Consider the following 18,569-nt stretch of genomic DNA (forward strand, 5'->3'; position numbering starts at 1 on the left):
GAGGCGTCTCGTCGATCGGCGGAAGAGGACGGTTCCGGTCTCCCGGCGGCGACCCTGCAGGTCGCCCGGGACCGACGACCGGGGTGGACGCCCGCTGCGCTCCGGAGGAGGACCCGCCCAGGCCGTGACGCTAGTGCCTGTCCCGCGCATCGGGGCGTCCGGCCGCCCAGACGGTGCGGCCGGCCCGCAGTCTCAGGTCCCCGCGGTGCAGCAGGGACTCCGGGCGGTCCGGCGCCAGGAGGTGGTCCAGGACGGCGAGGTCCTCGGCGTCCAGCCGGTCCTGGAGAGTGGGGCGCATGTGGGAGAGCCAGGCCTGGGCGTAGCGAGCTGTGGCTCGCGGTTCCGGGTGGGCTGCGCTGCTGACGGTGTGCGGGCCGTGGACCTCGAACCCGGTCTGCTCCAGCAGGGGCCGCCAGTCCGGGTGGGCGTTCCATCCGGCGTCGGCCAGGGCCTGGTGGCACCGGGCCTCCAGCCCGGGGCGGCCGAAGCCGAGGTCGTCGGGCAGGAAGCGGGGCAGACCGGCCATCTCGACGACCGCCAGCAGCCCGCCGGGCCGCAGGGCGGCCCGGACCCTCGCCAGCACCGCACCGGGGTCGGAGACCTCGTGCAGGAACGAGGAGGCCCACACCAGGTCCGCCGCCCCGACCGCGGGCCAGGCCGCGTCCAGGTCAGCGTGCACCGCGTGCACCCGGTCGCCCAGCTCCTGGTGCCGGGCCGCGGCCCGCACGCGGTCGAGCATCACCGGGGACCGGTCGACCGCCACCACCTCCGCGGCGGGGAAGCGCCGGGCCAGGGCCAGGGCGCCGGTGCCGGTGCCGGTCCCCAGGTCGATGATCCGGCCCGGGCTGTCCACGGCGTACCGGGTGACCCACGCGGTCACCTCCGCCCCGGAGGTGCCGGAGATCGCGGCGTCCAGGTCCAGCAGCTGCGCCAGCCCTTCCTCGTGCCGGTGTCCGTGGGAGGGATCGGGGTGGGCCCGGGGGTGTGCGTGCTCGTTCATGCCTCCCACCGTAGCCGGGCCATGCTAATAGAGCACGTAGTATTGCTCGAGACGCAAGACGTTGATTCCGGCGCCATGACCTGTCAGCGCTTCCGTGCTCGGGCCTGGTCCGCCGGCCGGATCACGAGGATCCCGCCAGCCACGCCAGCGAGCGGCCCCGGGACCAGCAGCGGCCCAGAGCCTCGGCGTGCCGAGCCGATCGGTCGAACAGCGCCAGGCCGATGATGCTGTGCCCGGACGCGCGGCGATCGCCGAGTGCCGGTATCGCCGGCGCGACTCCGACCCCCTCCGCCGACACCCACGCGACGGGCCTGCCGGCGGCCGCGTCGTCGAGGCGCTGCAGGAAGCGCCGGCGGCTCTCGAGCGGGAAGCGCGAAAGCGCCCATGTGGTGGTGACGACCGGCAGGGCGTCCGCAGGCACCCGGGCGACGGCCTCGGGCAGCATCTCGACGGCGTCACCTCGCAGCAGCCGCGGCGGAGCCGTGGCCGCCAGCGCGATCTCGGCGTCGAGCCTCGCGGCCCGCTCCGGCTGATCGGGCGGCAGGCAGGCGCGCAGCCACCGGGCGTCGCCCGCGTCGGTCACGTCGACCGGATCGCGGTCGACGCCGACGCGGGCGACGACCTCGGGCATCGCCCGCGCCGGGACGGCCCGGTTCCCCACGATCGAGGACGACAGCCGCACGGGAGACGACGGATCGCCCAGCGACTGTCCGTTGCTGTACGTGATGCCCACACGGTCGACGGTGAGATTGAACCCGGCCGAGCAGGCCACGTCGATCAGCCCCACAGTGTTCGCGCCGGTCCGCTGCGCGGCCGCGGCAACGGCCGGATACAGCACGGCGCAGCGTCCGGTCCCGTCGGTCCGCGGCCGCCGCCGCACGGCAAGAGCCACGACCGGGCCGGTCATCCGCAGCAGCGTGTCGATCGCCGCGGCGGCGGCAGCGTCACCGTCCGCAGCGGCATAGGCCGCGGCGAGCGCCGGGGCGCGCCCGGAGAGGGCGAGGTCGTGCAGCGCGGCGAGGACCACCGTGGGGTGCCGCTTGCGCGCCGGCACGGCCTCGATGGCGCGCAGCGCCTCGTCGGACTCGCTCAGGGCGACGGCGACGCGCTCGTACAGCGGCGATGTCCCGGCCGCGTCGACCTCGCCGAAGCGGCGGTACACCTGGGCGAGGGAGCGGCCCCGGCCCGAGGGCGCAGCGCTTCCGGCGGTCGGTCCTGGCACCCGCCGATTCTAGCCGCGGGACGACACGACCGCCCGGCCGGTGAGCACCCGGAACGCCCCGGCGCCGGTCCGCGGCTGCCGGTGGCGGCCCGGGACCCGGGTGGTCCGTGCCGGTCACCGGGCTCCGCGCAGATGCTGGACGGCCAGGGCGAGCAGGCCCGCCACGAGACCCCACAGGGCATTGGTGAGCAGGATCGGCACGACGGCGATCGGTGCGGCGACCGGGCCCTGCAGCGTCCCGGTCAGCACGGTCGAGAGGACGGCGCTCAGCGGAATGATGCAGATCCCGTACGTGACGCCGGCCAGCACCAGGGTCAGCACGGGCCGGGGCACGCGGCCGAGGCCGACCACGCCGATCCACACGAGGGTGACCAGGGCCGTCAGCAGCAACGGTCCCGCGGGGGTGCCGAGGCCGTCGGCCGTACCGGTGATCCGGGCGAGGGGACGGACCAGGGCGAGAGCGCCCAGGCCCAGCACCAGCAGCCAGTTCACGGCGGGGCGGGTGCTCGGAGGAGTTCCGGGTCGGTGCGTCATGGCCCCGACGCTACGGAGCGCCGGCCCGGCGGGCATCGGGCGGAAAGCGCCTCCTGCATCGCCGTGGACCGGCGGTCCCGGTCGCCCGTAGGCGACCCGGTCCGTCGCCTCGGGACCGACGACGGTGGCAGGTGGTCTGGCTACCCTGGAACCATGCCCAGCACCGTGGCGGCCCGCCCCGCGCGCCGGACGGCCGAGGAGGTCGACCCCCGGCTCGTCGACGCCGTGCTGGCCGCCGCGATGGCCGTGGTCGTGGCCGTGGTCGCCGCCGCGGACCTGGAGGGCACCGGCCGTGCCGGTGCCCTCGCCTTCCTCTTCGCGGCCGGCTTCGGGATCCTGCTGCTCGCCCGGCGGCACGCGCCCCGGCTGGTGCTGGTGCTGACCGTGCTCGGCATCTTCGTCTACTACATGTTCCAGCTGCCGCCGATCGGCATCGCCCTGCCGGCGGTGGCCGCCCTGGTCTCGGCCGCCGAGGCGGACCGCACCCGGTCCGCGGTCGCCGCCGGGACCGTGCTGGTGTCGGTGGCCGCCTACTTCCGGGTCGACGAGGGACTGCCGGCCTCCTACCTGGTCAGCTACGACCTGCTCACCGACGTCGCCCTGGTCGCGGCGGCCGTCGCGCTCGGGGTGAGCGTGCGCTCCCGCCGGGAGCTCCGCGCCCACCAGGAGCGGCTGCGCGCGCTCGCCGCGGCCGAGCAGCGCCACGCGGCCGACCGCCGGCTGCAGGCCGAGAAGGCCGGGATCGCACGGGACCTGCACGACACCATCGGGCACACGATGTCGGTGATCGCCGTGCACAGCAACGTCGCCGCCGAGGCCCTCGGGCGCGACGACGCGGCCGCGGCCCGGGCGCTCGAGCAGATCCGTTCCGCGGTCTCCGCCACGCTGCGGGAACTCCGGACCACCGTGAAGCTGCTGCGCACCCCCGGCGCCGACCCGGCGGAGCGCAGCGGCCTCGGCCTCGCCGGGCTCCCGCAGCTGATCGCGGCGGCCGAGGACGCCGACGTCCAGGTCACCGTGCGGATCGACGTGGACCCGCACGAGCTGGACACCACCATCGACGCGGCCGCCTACCGGATCGTCCAGGAGTCCCTCACCAACGTCCTGCGCCACGCCGGTGCCCGGCACGCCTCGGTGGAGGCCCGGCTGCGGAACGGGACGCTGGAGCTGCGGATCACCGACGACGGGCGCGGCGCGCCCCCGGGCACCGGTCCCGATCCCGCGGGCGGCGGTCGGGGCCTGCAGGGCATGGCCGAGCGCGCCGGCCTGCTCGGCGGCACGCTCACCGCCGGCAATCGGGACAGCGGCGATCAGGACGGCGGGGGCTTCGAGGTCCGCGCCACGCTGCCGAGGAGGCTGGGACCGTGATCAGCGTCGTCGTCGTCGACGACCAGGAACTGGTGCGCACCGGGCTGCGGGCCCTGGCCGAGCGGGACGGGGACATCGCCGTGGCCGGGGAGGCCGCCACCGGCCGGAGCGGACTGGCCCGGGTGCGCGAGCTGCACCCGGACGTGGTGCTCATGGACATCCGGATGCCCGAGCTGGACGGCCTCGAGGCCACCCGCCGGATCGTGGCCGACCCGGCGCTGCGCGACGTCCGGGTGCTGGTGCTGACGACCTTCGACGAGGACGAGCACGTCTTCGAGGCGATCCGCGCCGGGGCGGCCGGGTATCTGCTCAAGGACGTCTCCCCTGCCGACCTGCGCCGGGCGATCCGCGTGGTCGCGGCCGGGGAGGCCCTGCTCTCGCCCTCGGTGACCCGCACCGTGCTCGGCGCCATCGCGGCCCGGCCGGAGACCGTGCTCGACGACGCCCCGCTGCGGGCGCTGAGCGACCGCGAGCGCGAGGTGCTCGAACAGGTGGGGCGGGGGCTGTCCAACGACGAGATCGCCCAGGCCCTGTTCCTCTCCCCCGCCACCGCGCGCACCTACGTGTCCCGGCTGCTGGCCAAGCTCGGCGCCCGGGACCGGTCACGGCTGGTCGTGCTCGCCTACGAGACCGGGCTGATCACCCCGGGCCGCTGAGAACGGAGGACCGGAATGGACGAGCTGGAGCGGATCGCCGAGGCCTTCCCCGAGCTGACGTGGTCGAGGGCCCGGCGGATCACGGAGGGCTGGGACCACGTCGTCGTCGTCCTGGACGAGGCCCTGGTGTTCCGCTTCCCGCAGGAGGCGCCCTACACGGAGGCGCTCGCCCGGGAGGTCGAGGTCCTGGACCACCTCTCCCCGCGGCTGCCCGTGCGGATCCCGCGCTACGACCGCGTGGCGCCCGACGGCTCGTTCGCCGGGTACCCCCTGCTGCCGGGCCGCACGCTCACCCCCGGGGTGCTGGGCGCCCTGGACGGGGCGGCACGCGGCGCGCTCGTGGACCAGCTGGCCGGTTTCCTCTCGGCCCTGCACACCGCGCCGGTCCCCGGCACGCCGCTGGAGCGGGTGCCGGCGTCCTGCCTGGCCGAGGACCAGGACGACGTCCGCCGCGCGGCGGCCACGCACCTGCCCGCCGTGCTGAGCCCGGAGGAGCTCGGCGAGGTGGAGCAGATCCTCGCCGGCGTCGACGCGCTGCTCGCCGCCGATCTCCCGGCGGTGGTCGTCCACAACGACGTCTACAGCCGGCACCTGCTCTGGGACGACGACGACGCCCGGCTCGGCGTGATCGACTTCAGCGACATGTGCCGCGGTGACCCGGCTGTGGACTTCGCGGAGCTGCACGAGTACGGCGAGGCCTTCGTCCGCGCGGTGCACGAGCGCTACACCGGGCCGACGGACCCCGGGCTCCTCGACCGGGCGTGGACCTACCAGTGCTGGATCGGGGTCTACATGCTCACCGACCACTTCGACGTCGGCAAGACCTCGTGGGGAGTCGCCAGGGAGACCTTCGACCGCGTCCGGCGCGGTCGATGACCCGCAACGCCGGCGCCCCGGCCGACAATGGGAGCATGCGACGACTTACCTACTTCATCGGCGTCTCCATCGACGGCAGGATCGCCGGTCCGCACGACGAGACCGAGTTCTTCCCGCTCTCGGAGGCCTACGGCGCCTGGCTGGGCGAGAAGTTCCCCGAGACCCTGCCGACCCACGTCCGCACCCACCTCGGCGTCGACGACGCACCCCACCGGCACTTCGACACCGTGGTCATGGGCCGGCGGACCTACGAACCGGCCCTGGCGATCGGTGTTGTCAGTCCGTACGCGCACCTGCGCCAGTACGTCGTGTCGACGACGCAGCAGGAGCTCACCCCGGAGGTGACGGTCGTGCGCGAGGACCCGGTCGAGCTCGTGCGCTCGCTCAAGGCCGAGGACTCGCCGTTCGACGTCTACCTGGCCGGCGGCGCGTCGCTGGCCGGCGCGGTGCTCCCGGAGATCGACCGGGTGGTCGTCAAGCTCTATCCGGTGATCGCCGGCGCCGGGCGGCCTGCCTTCGACGGCGGGCAGTTCTCGCCCGCCCGGTTCGACCTGACGGACGTCATCACCTTCGACGGCGGACACGTGGTCCTGACCTGGGACCGCCGGAGGCTGGCCCGGGCGGCGGGTTCTCCCTAGGGTGAGAGGCACGGCCGGCACGGCACCGCCCAGCACCCAGGAGTGACCATGACTCCCACCGAGTTCACGATCCGGCCGGCGACGAGCGAGAGGTTCGACGACGTCGCCACCATCCTGGGACCCCGCAATCCCGACTCGGCCGTCTGCTGGTGCCTCAGCTACCGTCTCCCCTCCAAGGAGAACCGCGCGCTGAGCGGCCGGGAACGGGCTCGGACGGCCAAGGAGCTGTGCGCCCGGCCGATCCCGCCGGGCGTTCTCGCCTACGACGACGGGACCGTGGTCGGCTGGTGCGGCGTCGCCCCGCGGGCCGAGCTGCACGCCTTCACCCACGGGAGGACGATCCCCCACGTCGACGACCTCCCGGTCTGGGCCGTGTGGTGCTTCCGGGTGCGCGGCGGCCACCGGGGACGGGGCGTGGCCCAGGCCCTCCTCGAAGGCGCCGTCGAGCACGCCCGCGGCCACGGCACACCTGCCGTCGAGGGCTATCCCGTCGACAACGGGGACCGGAAGGTCGACACCACGATGGCCTACGTCGGCACCCGCGCCATGTTCGAGCGTGCGGGCTTCACCAAGGCCGCCGACACCACCTCGACGCTCAACGGGTTCCCGCGCGTCCTCATGCGGCTGCCGCTGCGCTGAGCCGGGCCCGCACCCGTCAGCGGCCCGGACGTTCGTGGAACTGCAGCTGGTGCCCGTCCGGCGCGTCGACCGTTGCGTAGGTCCCCCACGGCTCGCTGATCGGGTCGGACACCGTCAGACCCTTCGAGCGCAGCTCCGCCACGGTTCCCGCCACGTCGTCAGCAGCGAAGGTCAGGTAGGCCCCCTCGCCGGGGGACCTGCCGAAGGCCGCGGCCGCCGACAGGACGATCGACGTCTGGGCGCCCCGGGGCCTGACCTCGATCCAGCGGGCGCCCGCACCCATGTCGGCGTCCATCACGACGTCGAAGCCCAGGGTGTCCCGGTAGAACGCCAGGGCCTCCTCCTGGTCGGCCACGTACAACACCGCTGACGCCACGTTCGTGATCATCAGTTCCTCCTGCGCCGGCTCGTCATGCTGGTTGGTGAAGCCGATCGGCCCCACGCATCCATCATGACGGAGTCCAGCGCGCACTCTCTTCTCCGGCGCGTGCGCGACGAGCCGCCACCCCGGACGCGGTCCGTCATGATCCGGGGCCACCCTTCTGAGCATCGGTACCGACGTCCGGCGGGCAAGAAACCGGTCGGTGACCTGGTCCGTCGACGTCACATGGCGCTCCAGCAGGACCGCAGGATGTGAGAGTTCCCACTCGCTCTGTGTTTTGGCAGGTCGGTCCGGATAATGGGAAGGGCTGGCCCGGGCATCGTCGCGGGGATCAGCCCCCCTTCCCCGCAACCGAAGCAGGACAGCATGACTCTGGAAAAACCACGCACCGAGGCCTCCGCGCCCGACGACCAGCCCCAGGCAGAGGAGCAGCCCGCGAAGAAGAGCCCGGCCCTGAACGTCCCGGGCCTCCTCGCCGGCGCCGCCACCGCCGCGACCATGTCCGTGATCGGTGGCCACCTCAGCGTCGTCGGCACCGTCCTCGGCGCCGCACTGACCAGCATCGTCTCCGGTATCGCGATCGTCCTCTACTCGACCTCGCTCGAGAAGAGCCGCCGGGGCCTGAAGAAGGTGAAGACCACCGTCGCCGAGCGCGTGCTCGCGCGCCCGGGCCTGGACGCCCCCGAGTCGGACGGCAGCACTGCCGCGGCCGCCGGCGGCCCCTGGAGCGCCCTGCGCCCCCGCCTGAAGCCCATCCTGGTCAGCACCGGCGCCGTCCTCGGCCTCGCGGTCGCGGCGATCTTCGGCATCCAGGCGCTCACCGGCACGGAGCTCTCCGGCGGCACGGGCACGATCCAGCGCACCGTGACCGGCAGCGAGTCGGTGTCTGTGCGCAACACGGTCACGCCGGCCGAGGATCCGGCCGCCGGCACCGGCGAGGTCGCCCCCGCCGACGGGACCGTCCCGAGCGCGGAGGTCACCTCGCCTCCCGGAGGCGTCGCTCCGGGTGAGGTCGCCCCCACCAGCGGAGCGGTGACCGAGGACGGCACCACGTCCGACGGCGCAGTCCCGGGCACGGGCGGCCAGCAGCTGGACAGCGGTCAGACCGACACCGGCCAGGCGGGCGGCGGCCCGGCCGCCCAGCAAGGCATGACCGGCGCCGACGCCGGGGCGGCCCCCGCGGCACCGTAGGCAGCAGCACACCTCTGGACCGGGGGCGGGGACGTGGACACCACGTCCCCGCCCCTTTGCGTGCCGGCACCCTGCGTGGGACGACGGTGACGCCATCTTTCGTCATGTTCCGCAATCGCCCCTGACCAGGCGCGATGTCGGTGCGGCCGCGGTGAAGTCTGGACTTAAGTCGACAGACATATATCCCGGACGGCACCTAACTTGGCCTCAATCCCGGTTGCGGTCGCAGCCGGACGACAATCGACGAAGGGGAAGACAGTGGCAGGGGTTCAAGAAGTTCGCGGAGATCAGGTGGCGCAGTGGCTGACGGTCGCGGCCGTCATGCTGTTCGTCGCCAATGGCGCCGTCCTGGCCCTCGGATCCCAGGCCTACGGCTGGGCCACGCTGCTGTTCGCGGCAGCCGCGTACTTCGCGGTCTCCACCGGGATCGTGGGACGTCCGCTGCGGCAGCACTGACCCATCGGCGGAGCGACGGCCCGGCACGTTCCTCGTGCCGGGCCGTCGCTCCGTCGTCGTCCCGGCGGTGGTGCTGCAGCGCAGGTGCTGCCCTCAGGAGGACGGCGGTGACCGGGTCGCTCTCCGCCCGTGCACCCGTGGCCCGGGGGGACGCGGTCCGGCTGGTATCGTCCCTGTGGTCCATCCCACACGTGCACCCAGCGAGGACCACCATGTCGCGCTCCCCTGCCCCGCGGACGATCTCCGTCGATGCAGAACCCGCCCACTCTCCGACCACCCCGAACCCTGCCCCGGACCGCCCGTCCGTGGCGCCCGCTCCCCGGAAACCGCCCTCCGCGGTCGACACCGGCTGGATGCTCGGCCTGTTCGGCACCGCCATCGGCGCGGGCATCCTCTTCCTGCCGATCAACGCGGGCGCCGGCGGCCTCTGGCCGCTGCTCGTCGTGACGCTCCTCATCGGGCCGATGACCTACCTGTCCCACCGGGCCCTCGCGCGCTTCGTGTGCGCCTCGCCGAGGAAGGGCGAGGACATCACGGTCGTGGCCCGCGACTACTTCGGGGACGGCGTCGGTCGGATCATCACCGCCCTGTACTTCCTCGCGATCTACCCCATCGTCCTGATCTACGGCGTGGGCATCACCAACACGGTCGAGAGCCTGATGGTCAACCAGCTCGGGCTGCCCCCGGTGCCCCGCGTGCTGCTCTCCGGGGTGCTGATCGCCCTGATGATGCTGGTGATGGTCGCCGGTCAGCGGCTCATGCTCGCCGTGACCCGTTGGCTGGTCTACCCGCTGATCCTCGCCCTGCTGGGGGTGACGATCTACCTCGTCCCCACCTGGCAGCTGGGCGACCTCGCCGTGGTGCCGTCCGCCGGCGAGCTCACGCTGTCGGTCTGGCTGATCATCCCGGTGCTGGTGTTCGCGTTCAACCACTCCCCGGCCATCTCGCAGTTCTCCCTGGCGATGCAGCGCGAGCACGGGACCCACGCGCCCGAGGCGGCGTCCCGGGTGCTCCGCCGCACCGCGGTCCTGCTGGTGCTGTTCACCATGGCGTTCGTCTGGTCCTGCGTCCTGTCCCTGGGCACCACCGGGCTGCAGGAGGCCCGTGAGGCGAATCTTCCCGTGCTCTCCCACCTGGCCAACATGCACGGCAACCCCCTGATCGGCTACCTCGGCCCGGCCGTGGCGATCGTGGCGATCGTCTCCTCGTTCTTCGGCCACTACCTGGGCGCCAGCGAGGGCGCGGCGGGCATCGTGCGCGGCATGCTGCCCGCGCGGGTCCGGCAGCCGCAGGACCGGACGCTGCGCCGTGGGATCGCGGTGTTCATCTTCCTCACCACGTGGGCGGCCGCGGTGCTCAACCCGAGCATCCTGTCCCTGATCGAGTCCCTGGCCGGGCCCGTCATCGCCGTGATCCTCTACCTCATGCCGATGTACGCCGTGCGCCGGATCCCGGCGCTGGCGCCCTACCGGGGTCAGCTCTCGAACGTGTTCGTGACCGTCGCAGGGCTCGTGGCCATCTGCGGCATCCTCTTCACGCTCCTCCGCTGAGCCCGCGGCGCCGAGCGCCGGCGCGACGGCGTCGGCGCTCAGCCCGTGAGGGCTGCCGCGCCCGGTCCGGTGAGCTCCTCCGGGCCGACCGGGCGCCCGGACACCGCCAGCAGCAGGGCGACGACGCTGCCGTGCACCTCCGGACCCGTCCCGGCGTCGAGGTCGGCGTCGGTGGCCACGAGGCGCAGCCCCGCTGCCCGTTCCTTGCCGCCGCCGAGCTTCACCCCGGTCCGCAGCTGGTGGCGCAGGGCCTCCGCGACCGGACCGGGCGGACAGGCGCGGGTCAGGGAGAGCGGGCGCCGGATGTCCTCCCCGTGCACGAACGCCTCCACCAGCCGGGTGGCCGGGGGCGCCGGCGCGCTCGTCGTGCGGCTGCTCACCGCACGGAACGCGGCGAGCGTGTCCCGCGGCTCGGCTCGGCGCTGCCGCGTGACCCCCCGGGCGTTGCAGCGGTCGAAGTCGAAGCCGGCGGACGCGAGGCGGCGGAGGAAGCCCAGGCGCGTCGTCCTCGCGTCGTCGACGAGGTGAGCCAGCACGTCGTGGACGTCCCAGCCCGGGCACAGGGAAGGAGTGGCCCACCGCTGCGCCGGAAGGTCCTCCAGGTCCCGGATCAGCGCCTGGCGCTCGGCATGGACCACGGGCCAGATCTCGGTCATGGGAACTCCTCGCTTCTCGGGTGCACGGCACCGGCGGGATGCGGTGCGGCGGGCTGGTGCGTCCGGAGTCCGGGGCCGTGGTGCGCTGGCCGGACCTACGACTCTTCTGCCGGTGCTCCGCCGAACCAGATCTCGTTGCCCGCCGGGTCCCGGTAGAGCGCTTCCCGCATCCCGTCGGGGTAGTCCTCCCACTCGGCGGGCTCGAGCCCCCGCTCGACGATCCGGGCGACCCAGGACGCCAGGTCCTCGACGCCGCCCACGAAGATCGTGTGCCGGGCGTGACCGGCGTGCTCGGGCCGGTGCACGATGAACAGGGACCGGTGCTCGGCCAGGTCCCACACGGCCTCCGTGGGGCCGGCGAGCAGATCAGGCGGTGCGCCCAGGAGGCGTTCGTACCAGTCCAGGGCGCGGGCGTAGTCGCCGACGGAGATGCCTGCGTAGAGGTCCAGGGCCATGTCCGAACGCTACCGGGGTGAGCACGTCCTGGGAACGCCTCGCTCCCGAGGGTGTGCGGCCCGTGCCGTCAGGGCCGGATCCGTGCCCGCGCCGCCTCCCGGGTCCGGCGCAGGTCCCAGCCGGTGCCGAGGACGACGACGAGCAGGGCCGCGGTGATGAACTCCGGCTGCTGCAGCACTGCCGCGAGGCCGACCAGGGCCGCGGTGAGCACGGCGATCATCGTGCGCGTCATCGTCCGGGCGGCCGTCTGCGCCATCGGTTCCTCCTGCGTGGTCTCGAGCGTGGTCCGGGGTCGAGCCTGGCACGGCCGGCTGTGCCGGAGCTGTCATCCTCACCGGCAGTGCCTGGGCGTCGGCTCCGGACGGTGTCCGCGGCGTCGGTCCCACCGTCCGTTGTCCTCGGAGCTCTCACACCGAGGGCCCGGGCACGCTGACGGCCGAGGAGAAGGTGACGTTCCGGTGCGGGGTGGTCTCCACTGCCGTGCTCCTTCGCGATCAGGGCTGCGCCGGGCCGGTGTAGGCAGGACTGTGGACAGGTGAGTTCCCGTCACAGTGCGGCGGAAAGGGCCTCCACCTCTATTTGCTTTCGTACACTTCTGTACGACCTGCGCGATCGCCCGATCCAGCACAGAAGCCAGGAACCATGCACCAGCCCGGTGGCACCACGCCGCATCGGGGAGCGTCGCCCCCGCCTCGCGACGAGCACACCGCCGCTCCGCGCCTCAAGAGATCGCCGAGCGGACGGACCCCGCAGTGGGTGCTCGACGACGCACTGGACCAGCAGCGGCAGTCCCTGCTGAGCCCGGGCGAACGACGGCGCCGCGCCCGGCGTGCCGCCCGGGCCACCCGGAGGTCCTCCCGCCGCTGGGCGAAGGCCCCCCGCAGGCGCAGCAGGGCGTGGCGGGCGACGCCGGCCGTGGGTGTCGTGGTGCTGCTCGTGCTCTGGTTCACGCCGGGGCTCTTCCAGGACCACGCGCTGCCGGTCATCCGCCCCTATCTGCCGCACGCGTCGGCGCCCCCGCCCGGCGTCGGGGCCGCCCAGGCACCGCTCGGCACGCCCCCGGAGGTCGAGGACCCCGGCGGCTACCGCTTCATGGACCCCCCGGATCCCGCCCAGCCGATGGTCGCGTACGACCCGTGCCGGCCGGTGCACTACGTCGTGCGCCCGGACGGCGGCCCGCCGGGCGGCCGGCAGCTCATCGAGGAGGCGGTCGCCGAGATCTCCGCGGCCACCGGCCTGCGGTTCGTCCCCGCCGGGACGACGACGGAGGCGCCCGCCGAGCAGCGTGCGCCCTATCAGCCGGAGCGGTACGGCCGGCAGTGGGCGCCCGTGCTCGTCGCGTGGTCCGACGAGACCGAGGTGCCGGGTCTGGCCGGGAACGTCGTGGGCCTCGGCGGCAGCACGGCACGGCAGGCGCCGGGGCGGCCGTTCGTCTACGTCACCGGTCAGGTCGCCCTCGACGCCCCCGGCCTGACGCAGGTGCTGGACCACCCGGACGGAGCGGCCCACGTCCGCGCGACCATCATCCACGAGCTGGCGCACGTGGTGGGGCTCGCCCATGTCGACGACCCCACGCAGATGATGCACCCGGCGGGCGGGGCGACGGTGCTCTCGGCCGGGGACCGGGCCGGCCTGTCCGAGCTGGGCTCCGGGCCGTGCGTGCCGCAGCTGTGATCCGGTCCGCCGGCCTCCGGCGGCCCGTCCGCCGCTCCCTGGCCCGGCCCCGGAGCCGCAGGTCAGAGCCAGGTCGGTGAACATCCGGCGCGGTGTCGTTCGCCGTCATGTTCCCCGGACGCCACCGGCCGGCCATGCCCCGGTCCTACGCTCGGCGCATGCGCAGAGTCTCAGCAGCCGCCGCGCTGGCCGCGGCCATGTTCCTCACGACGACGCCGGGGGCTGTGGCCCACACCGGTGATCCGGGCCGGGGGCCCGCCACCGCGCCCGTGCTCGAGCAGCGCGCCACCCTCTCCGCCGACCACCTCGCCGAGGGCCCGCCGTCCGGAGCGGCGGCCACGCCGGCCAACGGCCGCACCGGTCCCTTCGACGGCCAGGTGATCCCCGGCTTCTCTGCCATGGTGGACAACGGCGACGGCACCTTCTGGGCCATGCCGGACAACGGCTTCGGCACCCAGGAGAACTCCGCCGACTTCCTGCTGCGGCTCTACCGCATCGCCCCGCAGTGGGAGAGCGCCGAGGGCGGGACCGGGGACATCGAGGTCCAGGACTTCGTGCCGCTGCGCGATCCGCACCACCGGGTCCCCTTCCCCGTGGTGCACGAGGACACCGAGGAGCGGCTGCTGACCGGCAACGACTTCGACGTCGAGTCCGTGGTCCGCCAGCCGGACGGCACCTTCTGGATCGGCGAGGAGTTCGGCCCCTTCCTGCTGCACGTGGACGCCGAGGGCGTGGTGCTCGAGGAGCCCGTCCCGCTGGCCGACGTCCGCGACGGCGAGGGCACGCTCCGGTCGCCGCAGAGCCCCTCCCTCGAGGACGGGGAGCAGCCCGCCGTCGGTCGCAGCAAGGGCTTCGAGGCCATGGCGGGCTCGAAGAACGGCCGCTACCTCTACCCGATCCTGGAGGGCGCCCTCGCCGACGACGACGACCAGCGCCGCCGGCTGGTCCTGGAGTTCGACACGAGGACGCGGGAGTACACCGGCCGCACGTGGGACTACGAGACGGACACCGACGCCAACCTCGTGGGCGACGCGTTCCTCACGAAGCAGAACCGGCTCCTGGTCCTCGAGCGCGACGACTTCGACGGCGCCGCGGCGGTCACCAAGCGCATCTACGCCGTCGACCTCCGTCGCACGGACGACTCGGGGCACCTCGAGAAGGACCTGGTCGCCGACCTTCTGGCCATCGGCAACCCGGCCGGCATCGGCACCGGGACGTCCCCCGGCGCCTACGGCGTGGGTGAGCAGTTCTCCTTCCCCCAGCAGTCGGTCGAGGTGGTCCTGCAGCTGCGGGACGGCCGCCTGCTGGTCGGCAACGACAACAACTACCCCGGCAACGACGCCCGCTACCCCGGCACCTCGGACGACACCGAGCTCATCGTGCTGGACCGCGAGCGCCTCGATCCCGGGGCCGGGACGGGCACCGAGGTGATCGGTCACCGCGGCGCCTCGGGCTACCGCCCCGAGCACACGCTGGCCGCCTACCAGCTGGCCATGACGCAGTGCGCGGACTACATCGAGCCCGACCTCGTCCCCACCCGGGACGGCGAGCTCGTGGCCCGGCACGAGAACGAGATCGGCGGGACGACGGACGTCGAGGACCGCCCGGAGTTCGCCGAGCGGCGCACCACCAAGGTGATCGACGGCGTCGAGGTCACCGGCTGGTTCACCGAGGACTTCACGCTGGCCGAGCTGCGCACCCTCCGCGCGGAGGAGCGCATCCCGGAGCTGCGGGCGGGCAACACCGTCTTCGACGGCCTCTACCCGGTCCCGACCTTCGAGGAGGTCGTGGACCTGGCCCGCCGCTCGCGCACCTGCGACGGCGAGCCGATGGGCATCGCGCCCGAGCTCAAGCACCCCGCGTACTTCGACTCGATCGGGCTGTCCCTGGAGGAGAAGGCGGTCGAGGTGCTCGAGGCCAACGGCTACGGCGACGAGGAGGACCCGGTCGTCCTCCAGAGCTTCGAGACGGCGAACCTGCGCGAGCTGGACGGGATGACGGACGTGCGCCTCGCCCAGCTGGTCAACTGCTCGGGCGCGCCGTTCGACCTCGTCGCCGCCGGTGACCCGCGCACCTACGCGGACCTGACGACGGCGGAGGGCCTGGATGAGATCGCGTCCTACGCCGACATCCTCGGCGCCTGCAAGGACGTCATGATCCCGCGGGAGGCCGACGACACCCTCGGCGAGCCGACGGCCGTCATCGCCGACGCCCACGCCGCGGGTCTCGAGGTCCACGGCTGGACGTTCCGGGCGGAGAACGCCTTCCTGCCGGCCGAGCACCGCGCCGGCGCCGATCCCCGGGAGCACGGCGATCTGGCCGGCGAGATCAGGGCTTTCGTCGAGGCCGGCATGGACGGGCTCTTCTCCGACCACCCGGATCTCGCGGTCGCGGCCGTGGACGACGGGTCCTGACGGCCCGCTTCGACGACGCGCTCCGGGGGCCGCCCGGGGGCCACCCGGCCGGACCGGGCGGCCCCCGGGCTGCCGGTCCGTCAGCGGCTCCGCTCGCCCCCGTCCTCGCCGGGAGACCCCGGTCGTCGCCGCGAGATCCCGACGAGGACCGAGGCCGTCGCCGTGATCGCCACCGCCAGCACTCCGACCCAGACCGCCACGGACCCGTAGCCGCCGGCCGACTCGTTCGGGTCCAGGAAGGGATAGGGATACCACCAGGGGTTGCCGGTGCCCTCGTCCAGCACGAACGGCGCCCGCACCAGCGTGTACGCCGCCCACAGCACCGGATAGACCACGATCCCCCCGACCGTCCGCCACCGGACCCGGCCCCGCCCCGGGGCGAGCAGCCAGTCCAGCAGCGCGTAGACCGGGACGATCGTGTGCAGCACCTCGTTGGCCCACGGCTGCTCCAGCCCCAGCTCCTGCGGAAGGCCGCGCAGCAGCGCGTTGTAGACCACCCCGGTGGTGACCGTGTACGTCGTGGCCGCGGCGCGCAGGGCACCGAGCCACTGGGGGTCCGCGCCCCGCCGCGCGAACAGGAACCGCGCCCCGATCGCGAACACCACGGCGTGGAACAGCGACGTCTGGATCGTGAAGTAGCTGAAGAAGTTGGCCACGTCGACCGCGATGGCGCGGTCCCCGCGGTCGACCCAGAACCGCAGATAGGCCTGTAGCCGCCCGGCCACGGCCACGACCAGGGCGAGGCCCATCAGCACGCGGGCCGCGGCGAAGAACCGTCTCATGTCTGCCTTCCTCCGGTGCCGCAATCTACCCTGCCCGGCTGACCTGCGAGAATAGGATCTCGGAAATCACCGGCCGGAGCGGGGGGACCACCGTGCGCAGGACCGCAGCACCGCAGACCCCTGCACGGTGGACGATCCTCGTCCCGCTCGCGGTCGCCCTGGGCGTCCTGACCGGGTGCACCCCGCAGGCCGTGGAGGGCTCCTCCCCCGCCGCGCGAGCGCTCGCCGCCCTGCCGGTCGACGAGGCCGGCGGCGGCGAGGACTACGACCGGCTCGCCCAGTTCGGGGACTGGGCCGATCCCGACGGCAACGGCTGCGACGCCCGCAACGACATCCTGGCCCGGGACCTGACCGGCGTCGTCCTCGACGACGACGGGTGCACGGTCCTCTCCGGGACCCTCGAGGACCCCTACACGGGGCGGACGATCGCGTTCCGGCGCGGACCGCTGACCTCCGCCGACGTGCAGATCGACCACGTCGTGGCGCTGAAGAACGCGTGGGTCTCCGGGGCCGACCGGCTCGCCCCCGGCGAGCGCACGGCCCTGGCCAACGACCCCCTGAACCTGCGGGCCGTGGACGGGCCGACCAACGGCCAGAAGTCCGCCTCCGACGCCGCCGAGTGGCTGCCGCCGGACGCGTCCTTCCGGTGCGAGTACGTGGCCACCCAGATCGCGGTCAAGACCCGCTACGAGCTCTTCGTGACGGCTCCCGAGCGGGACGCCATGGCCGAGGTGCTCGCCGGGTGCCCGGACCAGGACGTGCCCGGCGAGGTTCCTCCCGCGCGGGACACCCCGGGACCGTCCGGCACGGACCCCTCGCCGGTGGCGGAGGTCCACTACGCGGACTGCGCCGCCGTGCGCGCGGCCGGCGCGGCTCCCCTGCGCTCCGACCAGCCCGGCTACCGCCCGGCGCTGGACCGCGGCGGGGTCGAGGGCCTCGCCTGCGAGGGGTAGCAGGGCTCCGGGAGGGTGCCCGACGCCACAAGCCGTTGTCTGACCTGCACGTTAGTGTCCCCGACGGGGAGCTGAAGCCGACGGCCGCACCGCACCGTGCTCGTCACGACGCACCCCGCTGGTCGCACCGAGTGGGGAACTCGGCCCTGCTCGCGGGGCGGATCCCGACCGGATCCGGCCGTCTTCCGCCACTCAGACAGGAGCTGCCGTGCCCTTCCCGACCGTTCACAGCCCGGGCCTCGCCTACAACGCCAACGGGCTGCGCTCGTTGTCCCTGCCGGCCGCCGTCCGGCTCCTCGCCGACTCCGGCTACGCCGGCATCGAGCTGTCCCTCAACCGCCAGCACGTGGATCCGTGGAGCTTCACCGACGCCGACGCCGATGAGCTGCGGGCCGTGCTGGACGGGACCGGCATGGTGGCGTGCAGCCTGGCCACCGGGGACCCGCTGCTGCTGAGCGAGCGCCCGTTCGAGCCCGCCCTCGTGGACGCCGACCCGGCGGCCCGCGAGCGGCGGATGGATCTGCTGCGCCGCGCCGTGCGCATCGGCGTGCGGATCGGCGTGCCGATCGTGGTGTTCTCCACCGGCCGGCTCACTCCCGGCGCGGACCCGGAGCAGGCGCTGCGCGTCCTGGACGGATCCGTGGCCGAGCTCCTGGGCGTGCTGGAGCGCGAGCTGCGGGCGGCCGGTGCGGCCCCGGGCTCCACCGTGCTGGGCATCGAGCCCGAACCGGGCTTCCTCGCCGAGACCAACGCCCAGGTCGCGGGCATCATCGAGCGCGCCGGCTCCGACTCCCTGTGGCTGAGCCAGGACCTCGGGCACACCGTGGTGGTCGAGGAGGACGCGCTGGCGTCCCTGCGGCACCACCTGCCCGTCACCCGCCACCTGCAGGTCGAGGACATCGCCGGGCGCGTCCACGCCCACCTGGTCCCCGGAGACGGGGACATCGACTTCGGCGCGGTCGGCCAGGTCCTGCACGAGGAGGAGTTCACCGGGTGGGTCAGCGTGGAGCTCTACGACCACGACGACGTGCACGAGCGCTCCGTCCCGGACAGCCGCCGGTTCCTCCTGGACCACCTCCCCTCCCTCGGCGGTCTCCACCGCGCGGGAGCCCGCCGTTGAGC

General features: G+C 73.8%; 20 protein-coding genes. 12 read left to right on the forward strand and 8 right to left on the reverse strand.

Features of this window, described 5'->3' with window-relative positions; translation table 11 throughout:
* Positions 1-130: 130 nt before the first annotated feature.
* The 3 genes from ACFYE1_RS13785 to ACFYE1_RS13795 form a co-directional block, all read right to left on the reverse strand.
* Positions 131-1,000, reverse strand: coding sequence for a class I SAM-dependent methyltransferase (locus ACFYE1_RS13785; RefSeq protein ID WP_387743862.1), 870 nt, complete (start codon positions 998-1,000; stop codon positions 131-133).
* 121 nt (positions 1,001-1,121) lie between these two features.
* Positions 1,122-2,222: a DUF2332 domain-containing protein gene (locus ACFYE1_RS13790; RefSeq protein WP_387743864.1), complete on the reverse strand. Its 1,101-nt coding sequence runs from the start codon at positions 2,220-2,222 to the stop codon at positions 1,122-1,124.
* Positions 2,223-2,336: 114 nt separating this feature from the next.
* Positions 2,337-2,756, reverse strand: coding sequence for a hypothetical protein (locus ACFYE1_RS13795; protein ID WP_387743866.1), 420 nt, complete (start codon positions 2,754-2,756; stop codon positions 2,337-2,339).
* Between the two features lie 153 nt (positions 2,757-2,909).
* Here ACFYE1_RS13795 and ACFYE1_RS13800 point away from each other — a divergent pair, with 153 nt between their 5' ends.
* From ACFYE1_RS13800 to ACFYE1_RS13820, 5 genes are read left to right on the forward strand one after another with little or no spacing between them, the layout of a single operon-like run.
* On the forward strand, positions 2,910-4,124 hold the full coding sequence (locus ACFYE1_RS13800; protein ID WP_387743869.1) for a sensor histidine kinase: 1,215 nt from the start codon (positions 2,910-2,912) through the stop codon (positions 4,122-4,124).
* Positions 4,121-4,780: a response regulator gene (locus tag ACFYE1_RS13805; RefSeq protein WP_387743872.1), complete on the forward strand. Its 660-nt coding sequence runs from the start codon at positions 4,121-4,123 to the stop codon at positions 4,778-4,780. The genes ACFYE1_RS13800 and ACFYE1_RS13805 overlap by 4 nt, the downstream gene beginning before the upstream one ends.
* Before the next feature lie 15 nt (positions 4,781-4,795).
* On the forward strand, positions 4,796-5,656 hold the full coding sequence (locus ACFYE1_RS13810) for a phosphotransferase family protein (protein ID WP_387743875.1): 861 nt from the start codon (positions 4,796-4,798) through the stop codon (positions 5,654-5,656).
* A gap of 35 nt (positions 5,657-5,691) precedes the next feature.
* The gene (locus ACFYE1_RS13815; protein WP_387743878.1) at positions 5,692-6,294 is read left to right on the forward strand and encodes a dihydrofolate reductase family protein; all 603 of its coding nucleotides are present in this window, start codon (positions 5,692-5,694) and stop codon (positions 6,292-6,294) included.
* Positions 6,295-6,342: 48 nt separating this feature from the next.
* Complete coding sequence (locus ACFYE1_RS13820; protein ID WP_387743880.1) at positions 6,343-6,933, forward strand: GNAT family N-acetyltransferase; 591 nt, start codon at positions 6,343-6,345, stop codon at positions 6,931-6,933.
* A 16-nt stretch (positions 6,934-6,949) separates the two neighbouring features.
* On the opposite strand, the gene ACFYE1_RS13825 is transcribed toward ACFYE1_RS13820, so the two are convergent.
* Positions 6,950-7,321, reverse strand: coding sequence for a VOC family protein (locus ACFYE1_RS13825; protein ID WP_387743883.1), 372 nt, complete (start codon positions 7,319-7,321; stop codon positions 6,950-6,952).
* 360 nt (positions 7,322-7,681) lie between these two features.
* On the opposite strand from ACFYE1_RS13825, the gene ACFYE1_RS13830 reads away from it, so the two are divergent.
* The 3 genes from ACFYE1_RS13830 to ACFYE1_RS13840 all read left to right on the forward strand — a co-directional run bounded on the left by ACFYE1_RS13830 (position 7,682) and on the right by ACFYE1_RS13840 (position 10,512).
* Positions 7,682-8,506 carry a hypothetical protein gene (locus ACFYE1_RS13830; protein ID WP_387743886.1) on the forward strand — a complete coding sequence of 275 codons (825 nt, stop codon included), beginning with the start codon at positions 7,682-7,684 and terminating at the stop codon, positions 8,504-8,506.
* Positions 8,507-8,797: 291 nt separating this feature from the next.
* Positions 8,798-8,962, forward strand: coding sequence for a hypothetical protein (locus ACFYE1_RS13835; RefSeq protein WP_017834952.1), 165 nt, complete (start codon positions 8,798-8,800; stop codon positions 8,960-8,962).
* 212 nt (positions 8,963-9,174) lie between these two features.
* The gene (locus tag ACFYE1_RS13840; protein ID WP_387743889.1) at positions 9,175-10,512 is read left to right on the forward strand and encodes an HAAAP family serine/threonine permease; all 1,338 of its coding nucleotides are present in this window, start codon (positions 9,175-9,177) and stop codon (positions 10,510-10,512) included.
* A 38-nt stretch (positions 10,513-10,550) separates the two neighbouring features.
* Here ACFYE1_RS13840 and ACFYE1_RS13845 read toward each other — a convergent pair whose 3' ends face one another.
* The 3 genes from ACFYE1_RS13845 to ACFYE1_RS13855 all read right to left on the reverse strand — a co-directional run bounded on the left by ACFYE1_RS13845 (position 10,551) and on the right by ACFYE1_RS13855 (position 11,880).
* Positions 10,551-11,168, reverse strand: a complete 618-nt coding sequence (locus ACFYE1_RS13845; protein ID WP_387743892.1) for a maleylpyruvate isomerase family mycothiol-dependent enzyme — start codon at positions 11,166-11,168, stop codon at positions 10,551-10,553.
* Between the two features lie 95 nt (positions 11,169-11,263).
* Entirely contained in the window at positions 11,264-11,623 is a 360-nt protein-coding gene (locus ACFYE1_RS13850; protein WP_387743895.1) for a VOC family protein, read from the reverse strand.
* A 68-nt stretch (positions 11,624-11,691) separates the two neighbouring features.
* A complete protein-coding gene (locus ACFYE1_RS13855; RefSeq protein ID WP_387743898.1) occupies positions 11,692-11,880 on the reverse strand; it encodes a hypothetical protein in 189 nt (62 codons plus the stop codon).
* A 500-nt stretch (positions 11,881-12,380) separates the two neighbouring features.
* Here ACFYE1_RS13855 and ACFYE1_RS13860 point away from each other — a divergent pair, with 500 nt between their 5' ends.
* Together ACFYE1_RS13860 and ACFYE1_RS13865 are read left to right on the forward strand one after the other, a co-directional pair.
* Entirely contained in the window at positions 12,381-13,298 is a 918-nt protein-coding gene (locus ACFYE1_RS13860; protein ID WP_387743900.1) for a peptidase, read from the forward strand.
* Positions 13,299-13,456: 158 nt separating this feature from the next.
* Entirely contained in the window at positions 13,457-15,712 is a 2,256-nt protein-coding gene (locus ACFYE1_RS13865) for an esterase-like activity of phytase family protein (RefSeq protein ID WP_387743903.1), read from the forward strand.
* An 80-nt stretch (positions 15,713-15,792) separates the two neighbouring features.
* Here the strand turns inward: ACFYE1_RS13865 and ACFYE1_RS13870 are convergent, their stop codons facing one another.
* Entirely contained in the window at positions 15,793-16,494 is a 702-nt protein-coding gene (locus ACFYE1_RS13870) for a Pr6Pr family membrane protein (protein WP_387743906.1), read from the reverse strand.
* A gap of 92 nt (positions 16,495-16,586) precedes the next feature.
* Here ACFYE1_RS13870 and ACFYE1_RS13875 point away from each other — a divergent pair, with 92 nt between their 5' ends.
* Together ACFYE1_RS13875 and ACFYE1_RS13880 are read left to right on the forward strand one after the other, a co-directional pair.
* Positions 16,587-17,447: an HNH endonuclease family protein gene (locus ACFYE1_RS13875; RefSeq protein WP_387743908.1), complete on the forward strand. Its 861-nt coding sequence runs from the start codon at positions 16,587-16,589 to the stop codon at positions 17,445-17,447.
* Positions 17,448-17,655: 208 nt separating this feature from the next.
* Positions 17,656-18,567 (forward strand): sugar phosphate isomerase/epimerase family protein, encoded by a 912-nt coding sequence (locus ACFYE1_RS13880; protein WP_387743911.1) that lies wholly within the window; start codon positions 17,656-17,658, stop codon positions 18,565-18,567.
* The last annotated feature ends 2 nt before the right edge of the window (positions 18,568-18,569 follow it).

This window comes from Kocuria nitroreducens, assembly GCF_042879195.1.
Lineage (GTDB): Bacteria > Actinomycetota > Actinomycetes > Actinomycetales > Micrococcaceae > Kocuria > Kocuria nitroreducens.